The organism is Azospirillum sp. ST 5-10 (genome assembly GCF_051225715.1).
In the GTDB taxonomy this organism is placed as follows: domain Bacteria; phylum Pseudomonadota; class Alphaproteobacteria; order Azospirillales; family Azospirillaceae; genus Azospirillum.
On the sequence record NZ_JBPJSP010000031.1, the window covers coordinates 35,961 to 51,696 of the forward strand.

9 protein-coding genes are annotated in these 15,736 nt (G+C 72.9%); 3 read left to right on the forward strand and 6 right to left on the reverse strand.

The window, feature by feature from the left end; translation table 11 throughout:
• The first annotated feature begins 244 nt into the window (after window positions 1–244).
• Entirely contained in the window at window positions 245–925 is a 681-nt protein-coding gene (locus ACSBPG_RS25910) for a LuxR C-terminal-related transcriptional regulator (protein WP_435540131.1), read from the forward strand.
• A 12-nt stretch (window positions 926–937) separates the two neighbouring features.
• Here ACSBPG_RS25910 and ACSBPG_RS25915 read toward each other — a convergent pair whose 3' ends face one another.
• The 3 genes from ACSBPG_RS25915 to ACSBPG_RS25925 are packed head-to-tail and all read right to left on the reverse strand — an operon-like array spanning window position 938 to window position 4,150.
• The gene (locus ACSBPG_RS25915; protein ID WP_435540132.1) at window positions 938–2,143 is read right to left on the reverse strand and encodes an ABC transporter permease; all 1,206 of its coding nucleotides are present in this window, start codon (window positions 2,141–2,143) and stop codon (window positions 938–940) included.
• Window positions 2,143–2,859 (reverse strand): ABC transporter ATP-binding protein, encoded by a 717-nt coding sequence (locus ACSBPG_RS25920; RefSeq protein WP_435540133.1) that lies wholly within the window; start codon window positions 2,857–2,859, stop codon window positions 2,143–2,145. Before ACSBPG_RS25920 ends, ACSBPG_RS25915 begins: the two co-directional genes overlap by 1 nt.
• A gap of 10 nt (window positions 2,860–2,869) precedes the next feature.
• Window positions 2,870–4,150 (reverse strand): efflux RND transporter periplasmic adaptor subunit, encoded by a 1,281-nt coding sequence (locus ACSBPG_RS25925; RefSeq protein ID WP_435540134.1) that lies wholly within the window; start codon window positions 4,148–4,150, stop codon window positions 2,870–2,872.
• Between the two features lie 395 nt (window positions 4,151–4,545).
• Between ACSBPG_RS25925 and ACSBPG_RS25930 the strand changes: the two genes are divergently transcribed.
• A complete protein-coding gene (locus ACSBPG_RS25930; protein WP_435540135.1) occupies window positions 4,546–11,811 on the forward strand; it encodes a YDG domain-containing protein in 7,266 nt (2,421 codons plus the stop codon).
• A gap of 18 nt (window positions 11,812–11,829) precedes the next feature.
• Here ACSBPG_RS25930 and ACSBPG_RS25935 read toward each other — a convergent pair whose 3' ends face one another.
• The 3 genes from ACSBPG_RS25935 to ACSBPG_RS25945 all read right to left on the reverse strand — a co-directional run bounded on the left by ACSBPG_RS25935 (window position 11,830) and on the right by ACSBPG_RS25945 (window position 15,198).
• Window positions 11,830–12,582, reverse strand: a complete 753-nt coding sequence (locus tag ACSBPG_RS25935) for a transglutaminase-like cysteine peptidase (protein WP_435540158.1) — start codon at window positions 12,580–12,582, stop codon at window positions 11,830–11,832.
• Window positions 12,583–12,684: 102 nt separating this feature from the next.
• Window positions 12,685–14,451 (reverse strand): ShlB/FhaC/HecB family hemolysin secretion/activation protein, encoded by a 1,767-nt coding sequence (locus tag ACSBPG_RS25940; RefSeq protein WP_435540136.1) that lies wholly within the window; start codon window positions 14,449–14,451, stop codon window positions 12,685–12,687.
• Window positions 14,452–14,643: 192 nt separating this feature from the next.
• Window positions 14,644–15,198: a hypothetical protein gene (locus tag ACSBPG_RS25945; RefSeq protein WP_435540137.1), complete on the reverse strand. Its 555-nt coding sequence runs from the start codon at window positions 15,196–15,198 to the stop codon at window positions 14,644–14,646.
• A gap of 197 nt (window positions 15,199–15,395) precedes the next feature.
• Between ACSBPG_RS25945 and ACSBPG_RS25950 the strand changes: the two genes are divergently transcribed.
• Window positions 15,396–15,620, forward strand: a complete 225-nt coding sequence (locus ACSBPG_RS25950) for a hypothetical protein (RefSeq protein WP_435540138.1) — start codon at window positions 15,396–15,398, stop codon at window positions 15,618–15,620.
• The last annotated feature ends 116 nt before the right edge of the window (window positions 15,621–15,736 follow it).

Here is a 15,736-nt window from a genome sequence, read left to right on the forward strand (position 1 = left end):
ATCGGCGGAATCACAATATTACTGTTATTGACCAGCGGTTCATCGGGCTGAAATTGTCAAACTCAATTATCCATTGCCGAGTCATGGGCGTGCATTATTATCAAAATTAGCATGCGACACAATTTGAACAATTGCCGCGAAAAATTTCATTTCGTGCATTGACATGTTTTCACCACCGGAGCACTCTTTCCCCACTTCAATTCACCGCCCGTCGATGATTCGCACTACCCTCTGGGGTGTCGCCATGTCCGAGACGTTTGCCGCCCTTGTTGCGGAAAGCAGGATATTCCGCGAAGGGATCAAGGCGCTGTTGGGAAAAGCCTTCACCGTCAGCCTGGAAGCCAGTGGAATCGCCGAGGCCGTTGCCTGGGGCGTCGAGCCCGACATCATCCTGCTGGACCACGTCGAAGGGTACGAACGCTCGTCCTACGCGGCTCTGCGCGCGAGCTATCCGGACGCCGCCATCGTGTTCCTGCTGCAGCGGGCGTCGGCCGAGCAGGCCGTCGAGATCCTCAGGATCGGCGCGCAGGGAGTCCTCGGCCCCAACCTATCCGCCGACGCGCTGGTCCTGTCCCTGCAACTGGTCCTGGCCGGCCAGGTGGTGGTGCCGAGCGTCGTCGTCGAGGTTCTGCACGACCTCCACGATCCGCACGATCCGCACGATCTCCACGACCCGCACGGCCCCGGCTCTTTCGAGCCCGGGGATTTCGACGGTGTCGTCACGCCGCGCGAGCGGCAGATCCTCGAGATGATCGTCCGCGGCCACGGCAACAAGTCGATCGGGCTGAAGCTCGGGCTGCGGGAGCCGACCGTCAAGTTCTACGTCAAGAACATCATGCGCAAGCTCAACGTCGCCAACCGGACGCAGATCGCGGTCTGGGCGATCAGCCACGGCTGCGGAACGGACATCATCCACTCCCATTGAGCCGGGCCGCCGTCACTCGTGCCGCAGCGCCTCGATCGGGTCGAGACGGGCGGCGCGGCGGGCCGGGACGTAGCCGAAGACGATCCCGACCAGGGCGGAGAAGCCGAAGGCGATCAGGATGATCGACGGCTCGACGAGGAACGGCACGCCGAGGCCGGCGGTGGCCAGGGCGGCCAGACCCAGGCCGAGCAGGATGCCCATCAGCCCGCCGAACAGGGAGAGCACGACGGCCTCCACCAGGAACTGCAGCAGCACCTGCTCCTCCAGCGCGCCGATCGCCAGGCGGATGCCGATCTCGCGGGTGCGCTCGGTCACCGACACCAGCATGATGTTCATGATGCCGATGCCGCCGACCAGCAGGCTCACCGCCGCCACCGCGCCGAGAAGGCCGGTCAGCATGGCCGTCGCCGCGGCGGTGGTCTGCACCACCTGCTTCATGTCGCGCACGGAGAAGTCGTCCTCCCGGCCGGCGGCGATGTTGCGCCGCTCCCGCAGCAGCCGCTCGACGTCCGCCTGCACCTTGGCCGTGTCGACCCCGTCGGCGGCCGACAGGTAGACGCGCGCGACGTCCGTGTTGCCGGCGATGCGGCGCTGGAAGGTGCGGATCGGCATCAGCACCGTGTCGTCCATGTCGGTCCCGAAGCTCGACTGTCCCTTGGCCTCGAGAAGGCCGATCACCTCGCACGGCACGGCGCCGGCCCGCAGGGTCAGGCCCACCGGATCGCCGCCGCCGAACAGCTCGTCGCGCACCGTCCGGCCGATCACGCAGACGGCGCGGCCGGCGCGCACCTCGCCGTCGAAGAAGGTGCGGCCCCGCTCCAGCGCCCAGTCCTGGGTGAGGAAGAAGGCGTTGTCGGTTCCGGTCACCACCGTGTTGCGGCTTTCGCTGCCGGCCACCAGGGTCACCGTCCTCTGCGCCACCGGCGCCACCGCGCGCACGCCGCCGAGCTGCGCGCGCATCGCCTCGACGTCGCGGGCATCGAACGGCTTGGCGTCGGCGCTGGCGCGCCCCGGCCCGAACTGTCCCGGCGAGACGAACAGCAGATTGGTGCCCAGCTTGGCGAGATCGGCGGTGACCTTGGCCGTCGTGCCGTTGCCGATGGTCACCATGGCGATCACCGCGCCGACGCCGATGACGATGCCGAGCACGGTGAGGACGGAGCGCAGGGCGTTGCGGCGGATCGCCTGGAAGGCCAGCTTGACGAGCGCGCCGAGCATCACGCCGCCCTCTCGCCGGGAACGTCGGCCTCGATGCGGCCGTCGAGGAAGCGGACGACGCGCGACGCGTAGGCGGCCATGTCCGGTTCGTGGGTGACCATGACGACGGTGATGCCGCGCTCGCGGTTGAGCCGGACCAGCAGGTCCATGATCTCGCGGCTGGTCCGCGTGTCGAGGTTGCCGGTCGGCTCGTCGGCGAGCAGCACCGCGGGGTCGGTGACGATCGCCCGGGCGATCGCCACCCGCTGCTGCTGGCCGCCCGACAGCTCGCTCGGCGTGTGGCCGGCACGCCCTGCGAGGCCGACGCGGGCCAGCGACTCGAGCGCCAGCCGGCGCCGCTCGGCGGCGGCGATGCCGCGGTAGACCAGCGGCAGCTCGACGTTCTCGGCGGCGCTCGTGCGCGCCAGCAGATTGAAGCCCTGGAACACGAAACCCAGGCGGTGGCGGCGCAGCAGGGCGCGCCGCCGGCGGTCGAGCCGTCCGACGTCGACCCCCATGAAGCGGTAGGTGCCGGTCGACGGCGTATCGAGGCAGCCGAGGATGTTCATGGCCGTCGACTTGCCGGACCCCGACGGGCCCATGATCGCCACGAACTCGCCGGCCCCGATGCGCAGGTCGACGCCGGCCAGCGCGGTGACCGCCGCGTCGCCGGCGCCGAACACCTTGCCCACCTTCTCGAAGGCGATCAGCGGTGCCGACGGTGCGTCCTTGGGCACGGCGGCCTCCTCAGGGGTTCGATGCGGTGTCGACGATGACCGGGTCGCCCTCGGCCAGCGCGCCGTCGAGGATCTGCGTGCGCGTGCCGTCGCTCGCCCCGACCACCACCGGGACGTCGGTGGCGACGCCGTCGCGCAGCAGCCAGACCACGCGCGCCGGACCGCCGGACTCCTGGCGGCTGGCCGGCCGGAACTGCGGCATCGGCATCAGGCGGCGCAGCAGCCCGCCGCTCGGCGCCGCCTTCGGCGCCGGCGGCGTGAAGCGCAGCGCCGCGTTGGGGACGAGCAGGGCGCCGTCGATGTCCTGGACGCCGATCTCGGCGGTGGCGGTCATGCCGGGGCGCAGCAGCATCTCGGGGTTGTCGACGGTCAGCACCGCCTTGTAGGTGACGACGCCCTGCACCGTCTCCGAGGCGTAGCGCAGGTCGCGGATCGCCGCCGGGAAGCGCCGCTCCGGGTAGGCGTCGACGGTGAAGCGGGCGCTCTGCCCCTCGCGGACCTGGCCGACGTCGGCCTCGTCCACGTCGACCTGCACCTCCATCCGGCGCAGGTCCTCGGCGATGGTGAACAGCACCGGCGCCTGCAGCGATGCCGCGACGGTCTGGCCGGGGTCGACGTCGCGCTTCAGGACGATGCCGTCGATCGGCGAGACGATGCGCGTCTTGGCCAGGTTCGAGTCGTTGAGCGCCAGCTCCGCCTCGGCCACGCCGACGTCGGCGCGGGCGCTGGCGGCCGCCGCCACGGCCCGGTCGTGGGCGGCCTGCGCCGCCTCCAGCTCCTGGCGCGAACCGAATTCGCGGGCGGCGAGCGCCGCCCGGCGGGCGAGCTCCCGGGCCGTCTCGGTGACGGTGGCGTCGGCCTCCACCACCCTGGCGCGGGCGGCGGCCAGCTTGGCGCGGGAGCTGTCGACGCTCGCCCGGAACTTGTCGGTGTCCAGCTCGGCCAGGACCTGTCCGGCGTGCACCGCGCTGTTGTAGTCGACGAAGACGGTGCGGACGGTGCCGGAGAGCTCGCTCGACACCTCGACCTGGCGGGTCGGCTGCACGCTGCCGGTGGCGGCGACGACGACGTGCAGGTCGCCCCGGGTCGCCGGCTGCGTCACGTAGCGGACGGTGGCGCCGGAGGGACCGAGCAGGGCGTAGAGCAGGACGGCCACCGCCGCCGCCAGCGAACCGGCGGCGAGCCACGCGCCGCGCCGGCGCAGGCCGCGGGGCGGCCGCCCCGACGGTGTTCCGAGGCCGAGCAGGGTGTCGATGTCCTCCGCCGGCTCCCGTGGCAAGAGCGTGGTCATCACCACCTCCTCCGTCACGACGGCCCAGTCTGCCACGCCGCCGCGGCAGCGCCATGACGTGGATCATCCGGCCCCACTCCCATCGCCCGGACGCCCCGAACGATCGGCCATGGCGTGCATGACCGGCCGGCCCGCTCGTCTTCCGGGTCGAGGCGCCCGGCATCGCGTATCGGGAAGATTGCCGAAATGCCGGGCCGGTACCGATGCGGTTGACGCACCTCAATGCCAGCCGGGTCGGTGATCGATATCATTTGAATGGTATCAGGGTGAATGTGCGACGACGGCGCCGCGGGCGGAGCGTCAGGCGCGCTCCTGGCCGCCGCGGCATCCCGGGCGCGTGGGCCGCCGCCCCGCGCGGCGCCCGCCGGTCGCCGGCAGGCCACGGAGGCAACGCCATGATCCACCGGAACCGGTCCGAACGAGACCGCAGCGGGCGGCGGCATCCGGCGCACGCCGCTTCGTGCCAACGCACCTTCGCCCTGCTGGCGGCGATGGCCGTCGGCGGCTCGGCGGCGGCCGTCGTGCCGGAGGTGGTGGCACAAACCCTTCCCAGCGGCGGCAACGTCGTCGCCGGCAGCGCCACGATCGGCCAGCCGGACGCGACCGGGCTGGAGATCATCCAGCACAGCGATCGCGCGGTCATCAACTGGGACAGCTTCTCGATCGGCGCCGGCAACCGCACCGACATCCGTCAGCCCGGCACCGGTTCGGTGTCCGTGCAGCAGGTGGTGGGGCCGGCGCCGTCGGAGATCTTCGGCACGCTCGCCTCCAACGGCCGGGTCGTCCTGGCCAACCCGAACGGCGTCTGGTTCGGGCCGGGCGCCCACGTCGACGTCGCCGGGATCGCCGCGACCACGGCGACCCTGTCGCCGGAGGCCATCGACCGCTTCATGGCCGGCGGGCGCCTCGACTTCGACCGGCCGGGGCGCCCCGGCGCCGCCGTCGTCAACGACGGCACGATTACGGTGGCCGAGCACGGGCTGGCCGCGCTGGTGGCGCCGGGAGTTGCCAACTCCGGGCTGATCGCGGCCCGGCTCGGCCGGGTCGAACTGGCGTCGGGCAGCCGCTTCACCCTGGACCTGAACGGCGACGGCCTGGTCGAACTGGTGGTCGGCGACGAGGTCCTGGCCCAAGCGTTCGGCCCCGACGGCCGGCCCCTCGCCGCGGCGGTGGCCAACGGCGGCCGCATCCTGGCCGACGGCGGCGTCGTGCTGCTGCGTGCCGACACCGTCAAGGGCCTGGTGGACCGGGCCATCGACATGTCGGGGGTGATCGAGGCGCGGGCCGCCGCCGTGGTCGGCGGCGAGATCGTCCTCAGCGGCGGCGACGGCGCCGTCCAGGTCGACGGCACGCTGGACGCCTCCGGTGCCGCTGCCGGCGCGACCGGGGGGACGGTCAAGGTGCTGGGCGGCGTCGTGGCGCTCGGCGGCGGCAGCCGCATCGACGTCTCCGGCGCCGCCGGCGGCGGCACCGCCCTGGTCGGCGGCGGCGCCCGCGGCGCCGGGCCGGAGCCCAACGCGCGGACGACCACCGTGTCCGCCGGCGCCGCCATCGCCGCGGACGCGACGGTCCGCGGCGACGGTGGCACGGCGGTGGTCTGGGCGGACGGGCGGACGGAGTTCGCCGGTGCCGTCACGGCGCGCGGCGGTGCCGCGGGCGGCGACGGCGGCTTCGTCGAGACCTCGGGCAAGCTGAGCCTGCGGGTCGCCGAAGGAGCGCGTGTCGACACCCGCGCCCCGCGGGGCAGGACCGGCGACTGGCTGCTCGATCCGCGCAACATCACGGTGGGCTTCAGCGGTTCCGCCGCGCTGTCCGACGTCGCTGCGTTCGCGACGACGCCGAGCACGGACGTGACCATCGACGTCGCGACGATCAACGCCGCCACCTCCAACGTCACCCTGCAGGCCAACACCGACATCACGGTCAATGCCCCCATCCTCTTCGCGAGCGCCGGCATCGACCTGACCATGAACGCCGGGCGCAGCATCGTCCTGAACCAGAGCGTCACGACCAACGGCGGCTCCTTCACGGCGACGGTGAACGACGGAGCAGCCGAGGCGGCGGACCGGATCGCCGGCCAGGCCAGCTTCACCATGTCGTCGGGCCGCACCATCGCCACCGGCGGCGGTGCCGTCAGCATCACCACCGGCGGATTCGGCGGCGGCGGTGATGCCTATGTCGGCGACTTCTCCGTCCGCACCGTCAACAGCGGCGGCGGCGCGGTCACCATCGCCAACGCGGTGGGCGACGTGAAGGGAAACCCGGACGTCACGGCCGGCGGCGGCACGATCGCGCTGAGCGGCCACAACCTTCAACTCGGCGACCTGACGACCACCGACACCGTCACGCTCACCGGCATCGCCGGCGGAACCGTGACCGGCAACGGCACCATCACCGCGGGCACCCTGGCCCTGAACGGCGCCGGCGCCAAGTTCGACCTGGCCTCGGAAGACAACGCCGTCGCCCACCTGACCGGGACCGTGGCCGATCTCAGGTTTCTCGGCCTCGCCGGGTTCGACGTCGCCGGACTGACGGCGACGGGCGCCGGCGGCATCACCTTCACCACCGACGGGACGGTGACCCAGAGCGGCCCGCTCAGCGCGACGGCCGACACCCTGACCCTGAACGGCGGCGCCGGGACCTACGTCCTCGACGACACCGGCAACGCCGTGGCGCATCTGTCGGGCACGGCCCGCGCCATCACCTTCTACGGCCGTGGGGGCTACGACGTCGCCGCCCTGACCGCGTTCGACGGCCTGACCCTGTCGGGCGACGGCGCGGTCACCCAGAGCGGTGCGATCACGGCGCCGGGTCTGCTCCTGCGCGGCACCGGCAGCTTCGACTTCTCGACGGACGTCAACAATCGCGTCACCACCGTCGCCGGCGACACGTCCGGTGCCGTCAAGCTCACCAACGCCGACGCGCTGGCGGTCGGCACGGTGGCCGGGGTCGACGGAATCACCGGTGGCAGCAGCACCCTGCGCACGCTGGCCGGAGACCTGACGCTGAACGCGCCGGTTCGTGCCGCCGCTGCAGGCACCGCCATCGTCGTCGCGCCGGCCGAGGATTTCGTCAACAATGCCGGCGCCGGCGCCCTGTCGGCGCCCGCCGGCCGCTGGCTGGTCTACACCCGCGACACGGCCGGGGCGGTGTTCGGCGGTCTGGACAGCGCCAACTCCGCGGTGTGGAACGCCACCTACGGCACGCTCGCGCCGGCGGCGGTGAGCCAGAGCGGCAACCGCTACCTGATCGGCAGCCAGCCGACGGTCTCCTTCGTCGCGACCGACTCCAGCAAGACCTATGGCGACGACGGCTCCGCGGCCCTCCAGGCGTCGTATGGCCTCAGCGGCCTGGAGCCGGGGATACCCGGCGCTTTTCGCGGCGACACCGCGGCGACGGCGTTCAGCGGGAATCCGCTGCTGACCTCCCCCGGCACCGCGGCAACGGCCGACGTGGCCGGAGCGCCGTACCCCGTGGCCATCGCCCAGGGCAGCGTCGCCGGGATCAACGGCTATGCGGTCGGCACCTTCACCAGCGCGGCCGGGCTGACGGTGACGCCGAAGCCGCTGACGGCGTCGCTGGTCGGCACCGTGAGCAAGGTCTACGACGGCGGCACCGCGGCCAGCCTGACCGCCGCGAACTACGGGCTGCCCGGCGTGCTGGCCGGCGACACGGTGGTCCTCGCCACGCCCGCCGCCGGCCGCTACGACAGCAAGGCCGCCGGTACGGGCAAGACCGTCAGCGCCGACGGCCTGGTCATTTCCGGCGCGGACAGCGGCAACTACACGCTCTCCAGCGCCACCGCCAGCGGGGCGGTCGGCACGATCACGCCGGCGCCGCTGACGGTGAGCGGCGTGACCGCCAACGACAAGGTGTACGACCGCACCACCGCGGCGACGCTGACGACCGGTGGCGCCGTGTTCGCCGGCGTGATCGGCACCGACGTCGTGACCCTCGACACCGGCGGCAGCACCGCGGCCTTCGCCGACCGGACGGTGGGCGCCGGCAAGGCGGTGACCGTCAGCGGCCTCGGCCTGGGAGGCGCCGACGGCGGCAACTACACGCTGGCCCAGCCGGCCGGCCTGACCGCCGCGATCACGCCGGCCCCGCTCAGCGTGAGCGGGGTGACGGCCAACGACAAGGTGTACGACCGCACCACCGTGGCGACGCTCTCGACGGGTGCGGCAACGCTGTCGGGCGTGCTCGCCGGCGACGCCGTGTCCCTCGACGTCAGCGGCACCGCCGCCAGCTTCGCCGACAAGGACGCGGGTGCGGGCAAACCCGTGACCGCCGCCGGCTTCGCCCTGGGCGGCGCCGACGGCGGCAACTACGCGCTGTCCCAGCCGGCCGGCCTGACCGCGACGATCACCCCGGCGCCGCTGACGGTGAGCGGCGTGACCGCCAACGACAAGGTCTACGACCGCAGCACCGCGGCGACTCTGGCGACCGGCGGCGCCACCCTCTCGGGCGTGCTCGCCGGGGACACTGTGTCCCTCGACGTCAGCGGCACCACCGCCAGCTTCACCGACAAGAACGCGGGTGTGGGCAAACCTGTGACCGCCGCCGGCTTCGCCTTGGGCGGCACCGACGGTGGCAACTATGCGCTGGCCCAGCCGACCGGACTGACCGCCACGATCACGCCCGCCCCGCTGACGGTGAGCGGCGTGACCGTCAACGACAAGGTCTACGACCGCACCACCACGGCCACCCTGGCGACCGACGGCGCCGCGCTGTCCGGCGTGCTGGCCGGGGACGCCGTCACCCTCAACGTGAGCAGCACCACCGCCAGCTTCGCCGACAAGCGAGTTGGCGTCAGCAAGCCTGTCACCGCCGCCGGCTTCGCCGTGGGCGGCGCCGACGGCGGCAACTACGCGCTGGCCCAGCCGACCGGACTGACCGCCGCGATCACGCCCGCCCCGGTGACGGTGAGTGGCGTGACGGCCATCGACAAAGTGTATGACCGCACCACCGCGGCGACGCTCTCGACGGGTGCGGCAACGCTGTCGGGCGTCTTCGCCGGCGACACCGTGTCCCTCGACGTCAGCGGCACCGCCGCCAGCTTCGCCGACAAGGACGCGGGTACGGGCAAACCCGTGACCGCCGCCGGCTTCGCCCTGAGCGGCGCCGACGGTGGCAACTACGCGCTGTCCCAGCCGACCGGACTGACCGCCACGATCACCCCCGCTCCGCTGACGGTGGCGGGGGTGGCGGCCGACGACAAGGTCTACGACCGCGGCACCGCGGCGACTCTGTCGACCGGCGGCGCCACCCTCTCCGGCGTGCTGGCCGGCGACGCCGTGTCCCTCGACACCAGCGGTGTCACCGCCAGCTTTGCGGACAAGACCGTCGGCACGGGCAAATCCGTCACCGTGAGCGGCCTCGTCCCCGGCGGCGCCGACGGCGCCAACTACACGTTGGTCGCCCAGCCGTCCGGCCTGACCGCGGACATCACTCCGGCGCCGGTGACCGTCACCGGCGTCATCGCCAACGACAAGGTGTACGACCGCACCACCGCGGCGACGCTCTCGACGGGTGCGGCAACGCTGTCGGGCGTCTTCGCCGGCGACGCCGTGTCCCTCGACGTCAGCGGCACCACCGCCAGCTTCACCGACAAGGACGCGGGTGCGGGCAAACCCGTGACCGCCGCCGGCTTCGCCCTGGGCGGCGCCGACGGTGGCAACTATGCGCTGGCCCAGCCGGCCGGCCTGACCGCGACGATCACCCCGGCGCCGCTGACGGTGAGCGGCGTGACTGCCAACGACAAGGTCTACGACCGCACCACCGCGGCGACTCTGTCGACCGGCAGCGCGGCGCTGTCCGGCGTGCTCCCCGGCGACGCCGTGTCCCTCGATCTCAGCGGCGCCACCGCCAGCTTTGCGGACAAGACCGTCGGCACGGGCAAACCCGTCACCGTGAGCGGCCTCGTCCCCGGCGGCGCCGACGGCGCCAACTACGCGCTGGTCGCTCAGCCCTCGGGTCTGACCGCCGCGATCACCCCGGCGCCCCTGGCGGTGACCGGCGTCACGGTGAACGACAAGGTGTACGACCGCACCACCGCGGCGACTCTGGCGACCGGCGGCGCGGCGCTGTCCGGCGTGCTCCCCGGCGACGCCGTGGCCCTCGACACCAGCGGCGCCGCCGCCCGGTTCGCCGACAAGGACGTGGCTGCGGGCAAGAGGGTTACGGTCACCGGCCTGCTGCTGTCCGGGGCGGACGGCGGCAACTACGTGCTGACCCAGCCGTCCGGCCTGACCGCGACGATCACCGCGGCGCCGGCGGCGGTGACCGGGGTACGCACCAACGACCGCACCTACGACGCCACCACCGCCGTCACCCTCGACACCGGCGGGGCGACCCTGCTGGGGGTGCTGCCCGGCGACAGCGTGACGCTCGACGCCGGCCGTGCCGATGCGCGTGTCGCCGACAAGGGCGTCGGCACGGGCAAGGGGGTGACCGTTGCCGGCCTGGTGCTGACCGGCCCCGACGGCGGCAACTACGTGCTGGCGCAGCCCGGCGGCCTGACGGTGACGATCACGCCGGCGCCGCTGACGGTGGGCGGCATCGTCGCCAACGACAAGGTCTACGATGCCGGCACGGCCGCCACGCTGGCGACCGGCGGCGCCTCGCTGTCGGGCGTTTACGGCGGCGACCGGGTGGGCCTGGACGCCGGCGGCGCCACGGCCCGCTTCGCCGACAAGACCGTCGGGACGGGCAAGACGGTGACCGTTGCCGGCCTGGTGCTGACCGGCCCCGACGGCGGCAACTACGTGCTGACCCAGCCGAGCGGCCTGCGGGCGGCGATCACGCCGGCCACGGTGACCGTCTCCGGCATCACCGCGAACGGCAAGGTCTACGACGCCACAACGACGGCGACCCTGTCGACCGGCGGCGCGGTGCTGTCCGGCGTGCTCGGCGCCGACCGGATCGCGCTGGACGACCGCAGCTACCGGGCGACCCTGGCCGACAAGAACGTCGGCACGGCGAAGCCGGTGACGGTGACCGGGCTGGTGCTGGGTGGTGCCGACGCCGGCAACTACATCCTGGTGCAGCCGAGCGGCCTCACCGCCGACGTCGCCGCCGCGCCGCTGACCATCATCGCCGCGGACGCCGCCAAGACGGCGGGCGATCCGATGCCGCCGTTGACGGCGATCTATGTCGGGCTGCGCGGCGCCGACACCCCGTCCGAGGTGACCGGCCTCACGCTGACGGTGACCGCCGGCACCGATTCCCGGGCCGGCACCTATCTCATCGTTCCCGGCGGCGCCACGGCGCTCAACTATGTCATCAGCTACGTCAACGGGCGGCTCGTGGTCACCGAGAAACCGGTGGCCGTCGTGAGCGATCCCGTTCCGGCCAGCCTGCAGGCGGGCTCGCCCGCGGGTCTGCCGGCGGGGATCGACACGGCGTCCGTGTCCGCGCCGGTGCTGGGCGTTGGGGCGGGGGCGGTTCCCCTGGCGGGCGGCGACGAAACGCTGGTGCCCGGCCTCTCCGACTGGATCTCCCCGTTCGGCGCCGACTATGCCGGCGACCGGGCCAACGGGTTTGCCAATGCCGTCCTCGACGGCAGCGAGACGGTGCCCGAGGCGCCGGCGGCCCTGGTCTGCGCCGGCGATCGGGACAGGGCGGAGGACGAGGACGACTGCCGGGATCTCGAAGACTGACGCGGGACGGCGGCCCGCTCAGGAGAGGTCGGCGAGCGCGGTGCGGTCGAAGGCGGCCGCGCCGCGCGCCTGATGCCGGCCGGAGTCGTACAGCCACCAGCCGGTCTCGCCCAGGGCATACAGCGGTTCGTAGTGGCCGACCGCGGCGGTCGGGACGACGCCGTCGATCTGGTTGTCGAGGACGAGGGCCTGGTCATCGACGAGGGCGACGACGATGGCGTGCGCCACGCCGGTCCGGTGGTCCTGGACGACGGCCAGGCGCAGGCGGTCCTCCGGCACGCCGGCGGCCCGCAGCAGCAGGTATTTGGTGGCGGCGAAGTCCTGGCATTGTCCGCTGCCGGCGATGAACTCGAACGGGGTTTCCCAGTAGTCCCGCCGCCCCCACTTGCGCTCCGACGGCACGTAGGGAAGCCGGTTGATCAGGGCGTTGGCACGTTCGAGCTTGGCCGGCAGCTCGAGGCCGCGGAGATCCTCGACCATGCGGCGCCATGCCGCCGGAACCGTTTCCGGCGTGTCCAGGGCGTGGTTGTGGCGGGCGAGCAGGCGGGTCCATTGCGGGGCCGGCGAGGGACCGGTGAGGCGGGTTTCCGGCACCGCGAATGCGGCTGGCCGGATGGCCGGTCCGCCGCCCGGCCGGGCAGGGGCGGACAGGGCGGCCGGGGCGACGGAGGTGGCGGGCGTGGCGCAGCCGGCGAGAGCGGCCGATCCGGCGACCACGGCGGCGGCGGCGGCGGCGCGCGGGGGCCACAGCCCCGACCAGATGATGCGCATCACGGCGGGCGTTCTCCTTCCGCTGCCACGACGACCCCGTTCTATATGAGGTCGCGCGGCGGTTGATGAAAGCCCGGGCTTTCGTCGGCATCGGGCGGTCCGTCACATCCGGGCGGACAGCCCGAAATACAGCCGCGCCGCCTTGGCGTCCGACGAGTCGGCGTTGGCGCTCACGCCGCGGGTGAGCGGCTTTGCCAGCTCCAGGTTGGCGTGCAGCCAATCGGTGATCCGCGAACGGATGCCGAGGCCGGCGGAGGCCAGGGAGCGCGTCCCGTCGCTCTGGTTCAGGGCTTCCGGATCCTCGTCGGCGACGACGCCGAAGTCGTAGAAGCCGTAGGCCTGCAGCGACGGCCAGCCGGGCCCCGCGCCGATCCGGAAGTCGTACTGCAGCTCGATCTTGGCGGCGGCTCCGTAATCGCCGGTGAGTTCCGACGGGTCGTAGCCGCGACCGAACGGACTGCCGCCGACGCCGAACTGCTCGGACGCGAGAAGCTGGTCGCCGAACGCCCATCCCGCGGACGCGGCGGCGAGCAGCCGCAGCCCGTCGGCCAGCCCGTCCAGTTCCTGCAGCCGGAAGGCGTCGACGGTGAGCTTGGTGAAGGCGGTGCGGCCGCCCGGCCGCGAGGTGTCGATGTCGGCTCCGTCGTCGGACGCCCCGAGGATCGGCAGGCCGCGGCTGAGTTCGACCCGGACGAGGTTGGTGCCGTTCCAGGCGTCGGTCAGGTCGTAGCTGACGCCGGCCCGGATGGCGCGGATGCGGTCCTCGTAGGAGCTGACCAGCCGGGTGCGCGACGGCAGGGCGTACTGGTCGACCAGGGCGTTCCGCACCTCGAACGAGGCGTCGACGGTCAGGGTCTCGCGGCGGCTGCGGACCAGCGGGTGGCTCACCCGCGCCGTCACCGCGGTGCCCCTGGTCTCGGTGCGCAGGACATCGGTGTTGAGCGAACCGCCGGGACGGGACTCGTTGGCGGAGAAGAAGAGCGACACCCGCGTGCCGGCGGCGCCGACCGGCAGCGTGTAGCTGCCGTCGAGGTAGCGGAGCTCGTTTCCCTCCAGCGGCGTCGTGACGATGCGCGCCTCGATCCGGTCGGAGCGGCCGCTGACGTCGTTCAGGGCGGCCCGGGCGAACAGCTGGAGACGGCCGACGAATTCCGATCCGCGGTTGTCGACGTCCAGCGCCGCGTCGACGGGGGTGTGGCTGGTGATGATGGCGAGGTCCGACCCGCCGAGGACGCCGGCCGCCGGCGTCAGCACGGCGCGGGCCCGCACTCCCGGCAGGTCGTTGATGAGCAGGAGGGCGCGTTCCAGGACGCCGGCGGTGAGCGGCCGGGATCGGGCGATCGGCTCCGCGTAGGCGCGGATCGTCGGATCGTCCTTCCCCTGCACCGTCACGCTGTCGACGAAGCCCTCGACGACGCGGATGTGCACGATCCCGTCGGCGATCCGCTGCGCCGGCACCACGGCGCGCGAGAGGATGTAGCCGTCGCTGCGGTAGCGCGCGGTGATGGTGTCGGCGATGCGGTAGACGACCGCCAGGCTCACCACCTTGCCGATGGTGTCGGCGTACAGAGCGGCGAGCTCGCCGTCCGCGTAGACCGTCGCGCCGTCGACCACGACCTCCTGGAGGCGGAAGGTGATCTGCCGGGCCTGTGCCGGGGGGACGGACTCGGGGATCGGCGGTGCGACGATGGCGGGAGGCGGCGGCGGCTCCGGCCGGGGCGGCAGGCGCTCCGGCAGGCGCCCCGGCTCGACCGAACCCGGAAGGCGCTGCTGCGCCGACACCGCCCCCGGCGGCGATGCGCCGGCGGCCGCCAGGCACGCCAGCAACCACGCCGCGCAGCGCTGCCCCCGTCGTCGGTCCCGCGGCATGCCCGATCCCCCATGCACCCGATCCGGTGCTAACCACTAATCCCGTCGCGGGCCGAACGCACGGGGAAAATCGGCCGGGAGCGGTGCCCGTGCGGCCGGCTGCCCGTCGCGCGCGAGCCGCTGCGGCGACCGTGCGTGGGGAGGTGGAGCGTGGGAAGATGGGGCGTGGGAACCGGGGGCGCCGCCGCGGTGTCACGCCAGCTCGTGCAGCCACACCTCGCCACCGCAGCCGATGTCGAAGGCCATCGCGGTCTCCACCGCGACGGCGAGGCGTTCGCGCCGGGACAATGCGGCGTGGGTCGCCAGCGCGAAGGCGGCGCCCACCGCGTACTCCCGGCCGGTGCCCTCGGCGGCGAGATGATCCGCCGGCACCGGCATGATCGAGAAGTCGCAGCCCACCGCCCACACCCCGTCGGGGCGGGCGAGGAGGATCGCCTGCCCGAAGTCGAGGGGGCCCGGTCCTTCCTCGGTTCCGCGGTACTCCTCGGCCTTCAGCCTCTGGCGCAGGCGCCGCGTGAACTCCGACACCCCGGCGGGACCGTCGGCCAGCCCGCCGAAGAATTCGTCGGCCGCATCCTCGATCAGGTTGATGGTGCGCAGATGCCCGGCCACGCCGGCCGCCCACGGCGGGCGGACCACCCATTTCGGGCGTCCGAACTGCCGCATGCTGCCGGCGATCAGCAGGGTGTCGCTGGCGATCCAGGTCGACTGGCGGGACGGGGAGGTGATCGCCGCGATGATGGTCATCGGCCCAGCCAACACCGCTCCCGCCCCTCGGTCATTGAAGCAGATCAATCCAGCCGCCCGCCGCCGCTTGGATCCCCGGCATTGTCGGCAGCCGTGCCAAAGTTGGGACGACGCGGGACTCCTGACCTGGATCAGGGAACGTCGGGTTCGCCGCCGTCCTATATTTGACGGTGCCGGCAATTCAGGGACTGGCCCTCATGCTGAAAGATCTGACGACGGACGACATCGGGGCGGCGATGGACACCTACCGCCTGTCGGCGACGCGCTACGGCGACGCCGTCGCGCTCGACCTGATGGCGGAGGCGTTGATCGCCCGTCACGCCGGGATGGCCAAGGCCGACGCCATCCGGAAGGCGGCGGTCCTCGTCACCCTGACCGGACTCGACATGTTATCGCCGGGCGGCGGGTTGCCGCTGCACTGAAGGCGCTCGCTCGGGGCACGCTCCGCCCCGTCCCGCTCACGACCCGCCGGCGCCTCCACCCGGCCGCGGGACACGGCCGGGCGCCGGAGGCGGCGGAAGGTGGCGTCGGTCCCCAC

Excerpts from the sequence above, each read along its gene's own strand:
- ACSBPG_RS25910 (WP_435540131.1), top strand. The coding sequence starts at position 245 with ATGTCCGAGACGTTTGCCGCCCTTGTTGCGGAAAGCAGGATATTCCGC.
- ACSBPG_RS25915 (WP_435540132.1), bottom strand. The coding sequence starts at position 2,143 with ATGCTCGGCGCGCTCGTCAAGCTGGCCTTCCAGGCGATCCGCCGCAAC.
- ACSBPG_RS25925 (WP_435540134.1), bottom strand. The coding sequence starts at position 4,150 with ATGACCACGCTCTTGCCACGGGAGCCGGCGGAGGACATCGACACCCTG.
- ACSBPG_RS25930 (WP_435540135.1), top strand. The coding sequence starts at position 4,546 with ATGATCCACCGGAACCGGTCCGAACGAGACCGCAGCGGGCGGCGGCAT.
- ACSBPG_RS25935 (WP_435540158.1), bottom strand. The coding sequence starts at position 12,582 with ATGCGCATCATCTGGTCGGGGCTGTGGCCCCCGCGCGCCGCCGCCGCC.
- ACSBPG_RS25940 (WP_435540136.1), bottom strand. The coding sequence starts at position 14,451 with ATGCCGCGGGACCGACGACGGGGGCAGCGCTGCGCGGCGTGGTTGCTG.
- ACSBPG_RS25945 (WP_435540137.1), bottom strand. The coding sequence starts at position 15,198 with ATGACCATCATCGCGGCGATCACCTCCCCGTCCCGCCAGTCGACCTGG.
- ACSBPG_RS25950 (WP_435540138.1), top strand. The coding sequence starts at position 15,396 with ATGCTGAAAGATCTGACGACGGACGACATCGGGGCGGCGATGGACACC.